Origin of the sequence: Pseudoalteromonas sp. JC3 (assembly GCF_030291895.1) — a bacterium.
GTDB lineage: Bacteria > Pseudomonadota > Gammaproteobacteria > Enterobacterales > Alteromonadaceae > Pseudoalteromonas.
Window position 1 is genome coordinate 1023895 of the sequence record NZ_CP127856.1, and the last position, 13278, is coordinate 1037172.

The 13278-nt window shown below is 43.1% G+C and carries 13 protein-coding genes; 7 read left to right on the forward strand and 6 right to left on the reverse strand.

All coding sequences use genetic code 11. The annotated features are described in order from the left end of the window. The 4 genes from deoD (at position 1) to QSH61_RS23095 (ending at position 3578) form a co-directional block, all read left to right on the forward strand. The gene (gene deoD, locus QSH61_RS23080; protein WP_102058407.1) at positions 1-702 is read left to right on the forward strand and encodes a purine-nucleoside phosphorylase; all 702 of its coding nucleotides are present in this window, start codon (positions 1-3) and stop codon (positions 700-702) included. A 193-nt stretch (positions 703-895) separates the two neighbouring features. Then, on the forward strand, positions 896-1861 hold the full coding sequence (locus QSH61_RS23085) for a hypothetical protein (RefSeq protein WP_206472487.1): 966 nt from the start codon (positions 896-898) through the stop codon (positions 1859-1861). A 69-nt stretch (positions 1862-1930) separates the two neighbouring features. Further along, positions 1931-2671 carry a ferredoxin--NADP reductase gene (locus QSH61_RS23090; RefSeq protein WP_206472485.1) on the forward strand — a complete coding sequence of 247 codons (741 nt, stop codon included), beginning with the start codon at positions 1931-1933 and terminating at the stop codon, positions 2669-2671. A gap of 4 nt (positions 2672-2675) precedes the next feature. After that, the gene (locus QSH61_RS23095) at positions 2676-3578 is read left to right on the forward strand and encodes a hypothetical protein (RefSeq protein ID WP_206472483.1); all 903 of its coding nucleotides are present in this window, start codon (positions 2676-2678) and stop codon (positions 3576-3578) included. On the opposite strand, the gene QSH61_RS23100 is transcribed toward QSH61_RS23095, so the two are convergent. Next, positions 3556-4434 carry a TPR end-of-group domain-containing protein gene (locus QSH61_RS23100; RefSeq protein WP_102058410.1) on the reverse strand — a complete coding sequence of 293 codons (879 nt, stop codon included), beginning with the start codon at positions 4432-4434 and terminating at the stop codon, positions 3556-3558. The genes QSH61_RS23095 and QSH61_RS23100 overlap by 23 nt on opposite strands. A 77-nt stretch (positions 4435-4511) precedes the next feature. Between QSH61_RS23100 and QSH61_RS23105 the strand changes: the two genes are divergently transcribed. Then, positions 4512-5249: a substrate-binding periplasmic protein gene (locus tag QSH61_RS23105; protein ID WP_211200921.1), complete on the forward strand. Its 738-nt coding sequence runs from the start codon at positions 4512-4514 to the stop codon at positions 5247-5249. A gap of 51 nt (positions 5250-5300) precedes the next feature. On the opposite strand, the gene QSH61_RS23110 is transcribed toward QSH61_RS23105, so the two are convergent. From QSH61_RS23110 to QSH61_RS23125, 4 genes are all read right to left on the reverse strand, one after another. Continuing rightward, entirely contained in the window at positions 5301-5885 is a 585-nt protein-coding gene (locus tag QSH61_RS23110; RefSeq protein WP_174169509.1) for a hypothetical protein, read from the reverse strand. A gap of 235 nt (positions 5886-6120) precedes the next feature. Next, entirely contained in the window at positions 6121-7026 is a 906-nt protein-coding gene (locus QSH61_RS23115) for a histone deacetylase family protein (RefSeq protein ID WP_206472480.1), read from the reverse strand. Positions 7027-7065: 39 nt separating this feature from the next. Further along, complete coding sequence (locus QSH61_RS23120; protein WP_010603713.1) at positions 7066-7692, reverse strand: response regulator; 627 nt, start codon at positions 7690-7692, stop codon at positions 7066-7068. Then, positions 7685-8797 carry a sensor histidine kinase gene (locus QSH61_RS23125; RefSeq protein ID WP_039496529.1) on the reverse strand — a complete coding sequence of 371 codons (1113 nt, stop codon included), beginning with the start codon at positions 8795-8797 and terminating at the stop codon, positions 7685-7687. Before QSH61_RS23125 ends, QSH61_RS23120 begins: the two co-directional genes overlap by 8 nt. Positions 8798-9026: 229 nt before the next feature. Between QSH61_RS23125 and QSH61_RS23130 the strand changes: the two genes are divergently transcribed. Both QSH61_RS23130 and QSH61_RS23135 read left to right on the forward strand, forming a co-directional pair. Continuing rightward, a complete protein-coding gene (locus QSH61_RS23130; protein WP_206472478.1) occupies positions 9027-11792 on the forward strand; it encodes a methyl-accepting chemotaxis protein in 2766 nt (921 codons plus the stop codon). Positions 11793-11911: 119 nt separating this feature from the next. Further along, complete coding sequence (locus tag QSH61_RS23135; protein WP_206472476.1) at positions 11912-12394, forward strand: DoxX family protein; 483 nt, start codon at positions 11912-11914, stop codon at positions 12392-12394. A 78-nt stretch (positions 12395-12472) separates the two neighbouring features. On the opposite strand, the gene QSH61_RS23140 is transcribed toward QSH61_RS23135, so the two are convergent. Continuing rightward, positions 12473-13219 (reverse strand): alpha/beta hydrolase, encoded by a 747-nt coding sequence (locus QSH61_RS23140; protein WP_206472474.1) that lies wholly within the window; start codon positions 13217-13219, stop codon positions 12473-12475. Positions 13220-13278 lie beyond the last annotated feature (59 nt).

Consider the following 13278-nt stretch of genomic DNA (forward strand, 5'->3'; position numbering starts at 1 on the left):
ATGAGCACTCCACACATTAGCGCAAAGCCAGGTGATTTTGCAGAAACGGTATTAATGCCGGGCGATCCACTAAGAGCAAAATACATTGCAGAAAACTTTTTGGAAGATGCTCGTCAGGTAACTGACGTTCGCAACATGTTTGGTTTTACTGGTACTTACAATGGTAAGCCAGTTAGCATTATGGGTTCAGGCATGGGTATTCCATCTATGTCAATCTACGCTCGTGAGCTTATTGTTAGCTTTGGTGTTAAGAACCTGATCCGCATCGGTACATGTGGTGGTATTAGTCAAGACATCAAGATCCGCGATGTGATCTTTGCACAAGGCGCAAGCACAGACTCAAATGTGAATCGTGCTCGTGTACGTGGCTATGACTTCGCTGCAATTGCTGATTTTGGTTTATTAGAAAATGGCGTAAACGCTGCTCGCCGTTTAGGTATTGAAGCAAAAGTTGGTAATGTTTTCACTACAGATACTTTCTATCAAGCCGATGGCGAATTTTATAGAGAATTAGACAAGCTAGGCGTAATGGCTGTTGATATGGAAACAGCTGGTTTATACGGTGTAGCGGCTGAATATGGTGCAAAAGCGATGGCACTATTCACAGTAAGTGATCATGTTATTACTGGTGAGGCAACGCCACCAGAAGAACGTCAAAGCACGTTCAATGAAATGGTTAAAATTGCGCTAGAGTCAATTTAATACGATTTGAAAAGTTCCTTGGTAACGTAATCGCAGAGTTTTGGAGACACGCCTAAAACAACGCGAATCACACCCAAAAAAGCCGCTTGAAGCGGCTTTTTTTTTGATCTTGGCCCATCCAAAATTCCTTCGACTAGTTTAAAGTACACAAAGGTGGTAGAGTTTTCTAATGATAAGGTATTGGTGTTAGGTGATGACGATTCTTGCTCTGGGCTTTTTTGCGTTGATGGCGAATGCCGAAGTTGACTTAGATGCATTTGAATCTCTGGTTAAAAACGCGCCAGATGAAGCGCTTAAGGTATACCAAAACGCGATTGCTCGGGAGGATCTTCCAGTTCAAGATTTATATCAACTTCATTATCTTGCGATTAGAGCGAGTGCCAGTACATTTAATAATGCCATTTTTATTAAAGCGCTAGATACGCTTAAAGCACCACCCTTTAAGACTTTGGCGGACGAAGACAGGGCGAAGATTCTGACTAATATTGGTGTTGGCTATCGTCGCCGTAACCAGAATGAACAAGCTATCTGGCATTATCGATGTGCAATGAACGCTCCAGCCAGCTTCCAGCATAAGTCTGCACTTAAAGTGAACATCGCGATTGCGTACACGCGCCTTGAACAACCCGCGATTGGCTACAATCTCTTAAAAAGCGTGGATAGAGAAATGTTACCAAGCTTTATGCAAGCAGGGCTGTTAACTGCGCTTGGCAATGCAACATTTGCAACGGGCGAAACCGATGAGGCGCTGAGCTACTTTGTTGATGCGGCGATCCATTACGCAGAAGATGAAAACTATAGAGCTGTGAAGCAGGTATCAATCAATAGTCTTGGGATATACGTACTTAACTCAGACTTCTCCAGCTATCGCAAAGCGCTTGCTAATATTGCAGCGGAACCTGCCCTAATAGAAGATAATCAGCTTTACCTTGGTTGGTTAAGGGAGCTGGTACAACAGCTAGAGCAAAACAAACAAGCCTTAACCGTGTCGACAACAATGAAAGCCTATTCGCTAGGCGCTGCGAATGCAGGATATGCGTCCATGGTGAATGCGCATATCGACAAGTTTAATCTGTCGCTGCCGAAAGTCACTTCACAGGTCATCCTCAGAGATCCGCTTCCTGTTGAATTGGGAAAACACTGGTGCCCGAAACTTTGACAAAGCCAATTTTTTTGCCATGGTTATGTTATCGTTAAATAAATACGGCTTGTGAGTTTTGGAGAAATAATGTCGCAATGGGTAAAAGGAGAAATCGTCGAAATCACACATTGGACGCCCACATTATTTAGTATCAAATTTGAAGCGGATATCGCACCGTTTAAGGCTGGTCAATATACTAAATTGAGTTTGCAACAAGGGGGAAAGCGCATTGCGCGAGCATATTCTTTTGTAAACCCGCCGTCAGAACCAATTCATGAAGTATTGTTAGTCGAAGTACCCGACGGAAACCTTTCTGTGCCTTTACATCAGCTACAAGTCGGTGATGAGCTCGATGTAACTTACCAAGCAAACGGTTTTTTTACACTAGATGAGCTATCACCTTGCGATACGCTTTGGATGATAAGTACAGGTACGGCGGTAGGCCCATTTTTGTCTATGCTCAGAGAAGGCGAAGTATGGCAGAAGGTTAAGCGGGTGATCCTTATTCATGGTGTACGCCTAAATGCAGACTTGTGTTACCGTGAACAGCTCGAACAGTTACAACAACAAAGAGACGGCTTTACTTATGTGCCGCTCGTCACACGGGAAAAACCAGAGCTCGGTTGTCAGGGCCGTGTCACCGAACTGATAGAAAATAAGCAATTATTAACTCACCTAGGCTATAAGCAGTTTCCTGATAGTAGCCATTTTATGCTCTGTGGTAACCCCGAAATGGTGAAACAATTAAGTGCTCAGTTGCAGAGTATGGGATATGAACGCCACAGGCGAGCCAAACCTGGACAGATCACCGTTGAGCAATATTGGTGAACCTATGCACGTTCGTGTTATTTATCTCTTGTGCTTGTTGCTGCTGGTAACCGCGAACACTGTGTCTGCAGAGCCTAAGGTCATTAGGGTCGTGGACGCAGCAGAAGAAAATGGCACGCCGCAGAACCAATATTTTTTGTCAGTCTTGCGGTTAGCATTGGATAAGTCACGCGAACGTTATGGCGAGTATTGGATAGAGCCGATTGATTTACCAATTAATCAATCACGACAATTTAAGGAATTGCTAAAGCACAATGTCGATGTGTTTTGGACGGTTTCAACAGCCGCTAGAGACACTCAGGCAAAGCCTGTGGCCATTCCCATAGCGTTTGGCAGCTTTGGTATAAGAGTACTGGCTATGAATGTGGCTGACAGCGGCAAGCTTAATGTGCATTTATCGTTATCAGAGCTACAAAAGTTCAACGTTGTTTTAGGGCAGGATTGGCCTGATGTTCATATTTTTGAAAAGGCAGGTTTTACGGTAGAAAAATATGTTGATGGCTTGGCAAGTTATCGAGTGCTCGCAAATAGTGCCGGTAAGATCTTTCCACGAGGTGTCATTGAAGTAGTACCTGAGCTCAAGGCGTTCGATAACAAGCAAGTGACTTATGGCGAAAAGAACCTGTTGCTCTATCCTTCAATGGTGTACTTCTATGTCCGCAAAGAAGATATTAAACTTTATAAACGCCTAGAGTATGGTTTAACAAAAGTGCTTGAAGATGGCTCTTTGGCTGCCCTTTTTTACGACAGTACGATGATGACTGAGCTGAAAAAGCACTTTAATTTACAAGGTGCCGCCATCCATCAAATTGAAAATCCGTTGATTATCTCTAAAAAGCAGCTCGACGCGATTTCTCAATTACAAGTCGAGCTGCTAAAACAACTTAACTATTCACCAGCTCGTTAAAGCTTTGGTTGTCTGCAAGACTCGCAAACGCTGGCTCGTGTTGCAGCTCGTTCTTTAAGTTAGGCGCATATTCCAAAGCCATACGGATGTCGGCCATCGCATCTGCGTGCTTGTAAAGCATCGAGTAAGCACATGCTCGTTGCCAATAGGCATAACCATAGTCACTGTCTATTTCTAGCGCTTGATTACACAAAGCAATTGCCGTGTTGGTTTGACCAAGCTCTAATAAAGCATCAGCTTTGTAGGCAATTGCCTCTACATCTTCAGGTTTGCGATTTAGGATCTCATCGTAGATCTCAATTTTAGAGTTCATGTCACTCTCAAGATTTGCCCGCATCCACAGAGAGTGTACTTCATTCGTTATGGATATTTTCTTCTGGTTATTGAGGATTTCTTCAGAGCGTTCGCGTAATTTTTCTTCAATAACCTGAAGGCGCTTTTCATATTCATCGGTGATCGTGCCAACGCGCAGGCTAACGATATCTTCTACTTTACTCTTAATATCTCTAAAAGAAGTCCAACCAACAACCACTAAGATGGACGCGGCCGCTGTGATCAAAAAGAGCACATTGTTGATGGTATCTGTGGTGTAGGTAATCGCGCGATCTGCAGTATCTAGCTGAGAGTGACTGATTTTCTTTTCAATATCAGCTCTTAAGCGCATTTGATCTTCTCTGACAGCTCTTAATTCATCAAGAATATAACGCTCAATTAAGGGCCTATACATGGGCTCTTGTAATTGCGACAAAGCCTGTTGTTGTTGGTTTTCTGTCGGCTTTTTTGAAGTTGTTTGTTCATTCGCCATGCTAGTAAAACTGCAAGCGACGAGTAGGATAAATAGTACTATGCTTTTCATATTGATGTTCTAGAAACTTTATATTTTTAATATGGTGCATGAGTTAAGGTAGAATTGCAAAAAGCGGAGAAGAAATATTGGCTTATATAATAAAATTAGCGATTTATAGCCTGATTATACTCTCTTTAACGAGTTTAAGTGCCTCTGCAAAAGAGCTACTGGTGGTGACCGAAGAGTGGAAGCCATACAACTTCACCAATGACAAAGGCGAGGTTGTTGGGAGAGCAACAAAAAAGGTGAGGGAGGTGCTTGCAGAAGCCGAGGTTGACTACGAGATAAAAGTTTACCCTTGGGTACGGGCGATGAAAATTGCCAAAGAGCGACCAAACACAATGATTTATTCGATTTATCGTACTGCCGAGCGTGAAGCTGACTACGAATGGGCATGCCCTTTGATCCGCCCTGTAGGCGTGTATTTCTTCAAACTGAAAACGCGTAAAGATATTCAAGTTGCTTCATTGGAAGATGCCAAGCAGTACACGTCCGCAGTTGTGAAGGGAAATCTTTATTATGATTTCTTAATCCAACATGGCTTCGCTCAGGGAGAGCACTTGGTTGTTGCCGCAGATTCAAAAAGCTTTTACAAACTCTTTTTCAAAGGGCGGATAGATCTTGTAATGTCAACGGAATATATCATGAGTGAAGAACTTAAGGCGGCCGGGCTCAATTATGATGAGGTTGTACCTCTGATAGAAGTAACCAAAGCTACACAACAGCGTGGCTGTATGGCATTTAGCAAGGATACAGAACCTATGTTAATAGAGAGAATTAGGCGTGCGCTGGCGAAGCACAATCAAGAGTTTGTTGGGCCATAATGGGCAATCCTCAGGGAAAGGTTGCCCATAGTGATAGGGTACTAATCAATATTAGTAGCTAAGCTCAATTTGACCAACTGCCACGCTGCCTTTATCCCACGTTGTTCTGCACTTGAGGTCCAAAACAGCGCCACTTTCGTAGTTATTGTCTAAAGTGGTGGTATGGCTAACAAATTGCTCTTCTGTTACGTTTGGATCAGATATATCAGTCCAATAGAAACCTTTACCTGTCTCTCTAAACTTGAACCATTTATCGATACCGCCGTCGCTCACTTTACGAATTTTTGAAACCAAACAAAAGGCATTAGTACCAGTTAGTCCTTTAGTGGTTCCATGAACGGTTAGCGTAAATTGGCCTATATTAGCATTTAGCGGCACACTACAGTTGAAGTAACGCTCTGTTCTTAAGTAGGCAGGATTGAAAATAAAGTAGCCATTTCCCGTGGCACCCGCTTGTTCGCTGTGTTTTTGTGTTAACGCTTCTAAGTTACCAACCGCATTTGCATGTTTAGTGAAAGCAGCAGCCTCCAGTTTACTGTCTAAAGCACAGTTATTTGCACCTGAATACAACTCCACAGTAGCGTACGCTGAGTTCGCCGCGAATAATGAAGCGATAATCGCAAGTTTGGTTTTCATACTAATTCCTTGTTTTAGTTAGCGAAGTGGGTACGTTAACAGAGTGAACCGTTCATGTAAACTAAATGTTTTTTAAATATTGGTGAAAGTGTTTTTTAGGAGAGTAAAGAGAAAAGCGCACCACACGGTGCGCCTAATCAGTGCCATGGTGAAGGGGAAATTAACTAAAGGTGTTACACCAATCAAACCCTTCATAATGATAAACGAATGAGCAAAATAAAAAGATCATCATTTTTTAAAGTTTTGCAGCTTGCTGCACCACAATCGCGTGGCGCTTTGCTAATCTTTGGTGATCTTTATCGTATCCGCCACCAATCACGGTTGCGACAGGGACACCATGCTTTTGACATAAGGTCAGCACCAGTGCATCTCGTTTCGCAATGCCAAGCCATGAGATATCTAATTTACCTAAGTTATCACCTTGCCAAACATCGACACCAGCGTCGTACAGCACGATATCTGGATTTAGGTCAATCAATAATGACTCAAGCGTATGTGCAACAATTTCGAGGTAGTGTGTGTCACTGATCCCTATTTCTAAGCCAATATCTAAATCGCTAGCATGTTTACGGAATGGGAAGTTTTTCTCACAGTGGATTGAGCAGGTATAAACATACGGGTTGTGCTTCAACATGGCGGCGGTGCCGTCACCTTGATGAACATCCAAGTCAAAGATTAAGGCATTGGTGATCTGATTATTGTTGAGCAGATGTGTGGTCGTAAAGGCGAGATCGTTTACCATGCAAAAACCAGAGCCAAAATCATAATGTGCGTGGTGCGTGCCACCGGCTAAATGGCATGCAATACCGTGTTGAAGCGCAAGCTCTGCAGTTTTTAGCGTTCCAAGAGGCGCAGTAAAAGTACGTGCCATAAGCTGCTCTGACCAAGGTAGACCTATACGGCGCATCATTTTAGCGTCGAGTTGATTACGCCATAAGTCCCAAATATATTGCTCGCAGTGCACGCTTTCAAGTGGCGATGGGTTGCCGGGCTCTGGGCTATAAACATTGTTATGAATGAGCCTTAATGCATCTACTTCTTGGTATAGACGCGCAAATTTACTCATCACGAAGCGGTGTTTTGGATCAAAATTGAATGAGTAATTAGCGTGATAAACTAGTGGTAAATTTGGGTTGTTCAAAAACGGCTCCAAAAATGGCGATATGGCAGTGTAGCAATATCAATCTCCGAAGCCGAGCGCTTTAGCTTTTAATGTTGCTTGCGTTCTGTCTCGTACTTGCAGTTTTGCGAGCAAGCAAGAAACCGAGTTACGGATGGTACCTTCCGCTTTATATAACGTATTGGCGATTTCCTTATTGGAATATCCTTTCGCGATTAGTTTTAAAATATCCTTTTCTCGTGTGGTGAGCTTATCTAAAGTGGGGTCAGGTTTTAGTAGGGTCTCAGCAAGCTCGTCTTGGATGATGAGTTCACCTTGATGGACTTGTCGAACGGCATCAATTAACTCTTCTAAGTCCACGTCCTTAAGAAGGCAGCCTTTAGCACCAAGTTCTAGGGCTAATTTTAGCTTTGCAGTATCGTTGAAGGTAGTGAGGATAATGACTTTAAAGTTTATAGCCAAAGGCAAAAGCTCGGTGAGCACATCAACACCATCTAGCTCAGGCATTCGCATATCTAAAAGCACAATGTCAGCTGTAATTTGGTTTGATTGAACCTGTTGAATGAACTCACTGCCGCTGCCACAGCTTCCAGAACAAATAATGTCACCACTCAGCGAAAGGAGTGCTTGCATACCTTGGCGCACAAGCGCCTGATCATCGACTAGGTAAACTGATATTTTAGCCATTTGTCGTCCCAAAATGGATAGTTAATGTTACGCCTTGATGAGTTGACACATCAAGACTGCCGCCGAGTTCTTGGATCCGCTCCTGCATACCAGCCAGACCATTTCCAAATCGAATACTATTTAAGGTAATGCCGTTATCGCTTATTTGTACTTTTAATCCTTGTTGACAATACACTCGTACTTGCATTTTATCCGCCTTGGCGTGCTTCAAGGTATTAGTGATGGCCTCTTGGCAGCATTTTAGAATGCAATTGGCATAACTTAGTTTCTCGAGTAATGGGTGATGTTCATAGTCGAGTTCAATGTTAAGACGAGGGATAGATTCAGTAAGCCTCAGCAAAGCATCATGGAGATCGATATGCTCGTTGCTACGCTTGTCGCTGACTAAATCGCGAATACATTTTAGGGTGTCTTTAGCTTGCAAATAGCAGCTATCTAATAGCTCGGTCAATGGTGCCGCTGCAGTTCGTCTTGCGACATCTAAATTTACAATCAGACTGGTTATTTGATGTCCAACGTCGTCATGTAACTCTCGTGCTAATTGAAGCCGCTCTTGTTTAGCAATACTTTGGCTTAGCAGAGACTGCGTTGCAGATAGCTGACTGTGGGCGAGTTGTAGCGCTTCTTTGGCTTCTTGTTCCTTTTGCATTCTTTTACACACCACGTACGCAAATAACTGAAAACAGGCAAATAACACTGCGTTGAGATATTCAAAGCCATGTCCCCAAAAAAAGTATTGCGACGCAACATACAAGCAAGAGGTAACTAGGATATACCCAAGCGCAAAGCTCAAAGGAACATAAAAAGCAAGGATCCCAACGAGTTTTACGTTGTAAATGAGATGAATTGCGGCGGGGGAGGTAAGGTTAATTGACTGGATCAAAAGCGCCAATACAAACAGCATCGAATATCTAACCTTGTAGCCATAGTATTTTTCGGATTCATTGATACATAAAAGCACGAGGATCAAAACACCGATATGCTGTACCCAAGGCAGCCATTGTGCTTTTTGCTGAGCATAAACCAAACTTGGTATTGCAACGGCTAACCAAGTGAAAATGGTTGTTACTAACCAAGCCGTCGGATAGCGAAAAAACGCCGACATCTACTTACTCCGCTAAAAACCTGCTCTGCAGGTATTATTCCTTTATACTATTGCGAACCTATCCTAGCAGATATTTGTGACTCTGTGATGATGACGAATGTCATAAGTTTTACATTGTAAATCAAAGTGCAATAACGGTTTTTCATCCTTAATAGTGCATTGATTTGTGGCACCACTATTCCTGTTCTATCTTTATGTAACAATCTTTTCATAATTAGGGATACTCAGAATGAAAAGTGTAAAGGCAAAACTTATTTCTGCGGTAACAGCGGGTTTAGTGGTAATGCTCATCGGGGCGATGGTTACTGTTTTGGTGATGAAACGCGTAGCGGAACAGTATGACAACATGATAGACAATGAATTGGCTGCTCGCGAGCAAATAAACATAGTGCTCGATGATTTCAAAACCCAAGTACAAGAGTGGAAAAATGTACTCATTAGAGGAAGAGATCCTGCCCAGCTAAATAAATATTGGTCAAGATTTGAAACCAAAGAAGCTGAGGTACAAAAACAACTCAGTTCAATTGTTTCAGCCTATACATTACCACCTACCCTAGAAAATAAGTTGCGTGAATATCAAAAAGAGCACCTCACCTTAGGACAAAAATATCGTGAAGCGGTGGATCTATTCAAAAGTTCAGGCTTTGATATTAACCTTGCTGATGCCTCAGTGAGTGGAATAGACCGCCAAGCAAGTGTGTACCTACTTGAAATTAATGAGCAAATTAACGCGTTAGTAGACACGAGAACGAGTGAAATTGTCGCAACAAAAAACCAACTTATCTTTTTTAGTACCCTAGGACTCATCGTTGTTGCGCTTGTGACTTTAGGATTACTGACTTGGTATATGCAGCATTTAATCACTCGTCCAATCCGCCGTGCATCTGATGTGGCAAAGGCAATTGCGAGTGGTCGATTAGACAACAAAGTCGTTGTACACAGTGACGATGAAATAGGTAACTTACTGACAAATCTACGGCAAATGCAAACTAGCTTACTTGATGCGACCCAAAAGCTAGAGCTACAAGCAAAAGAAAACTTACGGATCCGTTATGCGCTAAATAACGTGGCCGCGCCCGTGCTTTTATGTGATGACAGTAATCAAGTGATCTACGTAAACGCACAATGTGAGTCTCTATTTGATCGTTACCGCACTGCGCTAAGCGTGCCTACTGAAATCGTTAATCATCCAATTCCCGAAGCTTTACTTCACAGCTCTAAAGCACTACACCAAGCCTCGGGTCAATTAGTACGCCAGTTAGAGTGGGAGTGGTGCGTAGGTGACATAATCATTGCGGCAACCGCCAACCCGGTCTCCGATCAAAGTGGTAGGGTGTTAGGTACGGTATTTGAATTTAAGGATTTAAGTCAGACAAGGCGTGCGGAGCAACAGGTTGAACAGCTCATTAAATCAGCTTCCGATGGCAAACTAAGTGAACGTCTAAGCCTTGAGGGATACGTTGGCTCCATGAAATTAATAGCCAGCGGACTTAACAAACTACTTGATGCTGTTGAGCAACCTATTAGTCAAACAAAACAATATCTTACTTCGCTTTCAAAAGGAGAAATTCCTGAGCAGATTAACGGTGAGTTTAAGGGCGAATTTGCGCAAATACATATGGCCTTACAACGTGCCACGTCTTCGCTTTCGTTACTTATTGAAGATACTTACAGTTTAGTTGCCGCTGCAGGAGAGGGGAGGCTTTCTACTCGGGCGGATGAGGCTAAACACCAAGGTGAATTTCGAAAAATCATTCGTGGTGTTAATGAAACACTTGACGCGGTCTCTAAACCCGTTGCACTTACAAGTGGATATCTAGAAAGTATCGCAAAAGGAGAGTTACCCGCATTCACGAATGATGGTTATAAAGGAGAATTTGATAGCATCTATCAAAGCCTCTTCGCTTGTGTTGGTGCGATAAAATTGATGCTAATCGATGCCGAAAAGCTTGCTGAAGCGGCCAGTGAGGGAGACTTACAACATAGAGCTGATGCCAGTAAACACCACGGCGCATACGCCAGTATAATCACAGCCATGAATGAAACGCTGGACTCGATAGAAGCGCCGCTTAAGGAGTGCATGAATGTGATGGATGGGCTATCTCAAGGCAATTTAACTCGCCAAGTTGAAAAAAGCTATGCAGGTGATTTTGCGCTGTTGAAACAATCTGTGAATACCAGCGTTGGCAACTTAGCCAATATGATGCAAAAGCTGCTGGCCATGGCGGAATCCATCACTGTCTCGGTACAGCAGATCACCACGGGTATTGAAGAGTTAAGTGAGCGGTCCTCTTCTCAAGCCGCATCTATTGAAGAAACACGAGTATCAGTCGGTGAAATCACCGAAACCGTGCACTCAAACGCCAATAATGCGCAATCTGCTAATCAGTTGGCTATAGAAGTTAACCAGCAAGCACAGCAAGGTGGAAAGGTTGTTGAGTCAACGATTGAGGCAATGACCGAGATTAGTAAGAGTGCCAAAGAAATACTCACAGTCATTGAGGTTATTGATTCCATTGCGTTTCAAACTAACTTATTAGCGCTGAACGCCTCTGTTGAAGCTGCACGAGCGGGAGAAAAAGGAAAAGGTTTTGCGGTCGTTGCCTCAGAAGTAAGAAATTTAGCGCTGCGTAGTGCAAGTGCCTCAAAGGATATCTCTGAGCTGTTGGGAAGCAGTAACGTCAAAGTGGAGCAAGGGTCTAAGCTGGCTTCAGAATCTGGTGAAACGCTAAAAACCATTGTGGAAAGTGTATATGGACTTGCATCGCAAGTGCAAACGATCGCTGAGGCTTGCAATACGCAATCGAGTGGTATTGAGCAAATTAATCTAGCGATTAAACAAATTGACGGTATTACTCAGCAAAACAATACCTTGGTAGAGATGACGAATGCATCGGGGCTGTCATTGTTGAGTAAAGCCAATGAATTGCGAGAGATGGTTGAGCAGTTTGATATCGGCAAGACTAAAGCGGAGTTGATGAAAGTGGTGAGCTAAAGGTCAGCAAAATCTAGGGCCTGCTGACCTTTATTGTTTTTAGGAACATCACGTGACATGATTGGCGTAATTAGATGGCTTTTTAGCCGCTAACAATGTTAGGGGATAAGGCATAAACCATGGTTACACCAATCATCATTATACTGTTACTTTGCGGCCCGTTATTGTTCGGTGTTATCTATTCAAAGATAAGAGACGTACAGGTAGAGATCACATCGCTTGCCTGTTGGGGTCTCGGTATCGCATTTATGTTCTTTTTTATTGGTCATATCGTAAAAGCACAAGGGATGGTAGAAATGTTACCTAGTTGGATGCCGTATAGGCTTCCTTTGGTGTACTTCACTGGTGTCATCGAACTCGTAGTAGCGATTCTGTTATTTATACCAAAATACCAATTACCTGCAGCAAAAGCGGCAATTGCCATTTTTATGCTGTTTTTTCCCGCAAATGTGTATGCCGCGCTCAACAGCGTTGGCCTGGGAGGACATCAGTGGGGACCAGTTTATTTGCTAATTAGAGCACCACTGCAAATCATATTGATTGCTTGGGCATATTTTATGTGTGTAAAACCGCTATCAATGCCTGTGGCTGAAATTAAATAAAGCTCAGCTCAAGCAGAACACATAAACAGAAAGGGGTGTGAGATTTACCCGCTTCCCTTTCTGCATTTCGCGACTAGACTATTGGTCGTTTGCTTTTTCATTCTCTAAGCAAGGTATACCAGCCAAATGATCAGCCAAAATTTGTGCTATTTTGTCGGTTAGCCAGCTCGGACCTTCGTCAGTCATGTCATTGTGTTTTGCGTTCGCTATCGTGACAACACAATCCTGATATTTGTGCTTTTCAGTGCGACTTGGCAACACCCCTTTGTCCGCTGGAAAGTCACTTGCTCGTATCGACAATACCTTTACATCAAGGCTTCTCGGTAATGGCACTCTGCGATGATCTAGCGTAATGATTTGGTTTACAAATTTAGCCCCGTGATTGATTAACCATGCTGAAATGTCGCCGCCATTAGAATGGCCAATTAAGAGGATATGCTCAAAATCAAAGGTGGTGAACTTTGGCTTAAAGTAATCGTGAATAAACACCAGCGTATCAGCGCCCCGTTGCCAGTTTTCTGCGCGTGTTTCGTATAAGTTCCCCTCGACGGAAAGAGGAGGATCAGTTGCAAGCTCATGGCCTACAGTAATAACCAAATATCCAGCTCGGTTTAGCGTCTTGACCAAAAATTGATAGTCAGTATGTGAGACACCATAGCCGGCGCTTAGCAGTGCAACAGGACAAGGTGCCGCTTTTGAACAGGGGTTGGTGTCGGTTGGCAAATGAGTTTCTACTGGAATTGCTCTATCACGAGCTGGATCAATTACGGTTTCAGCGGCCAAAACGAATGGCAGACATAATAATAATAAAAGTGGGCGTAACATATTTATCCTAAAAAATAGTGGCGCTCGGCAAAAGCCAAAAGCGCCACAACTGGTTGGAG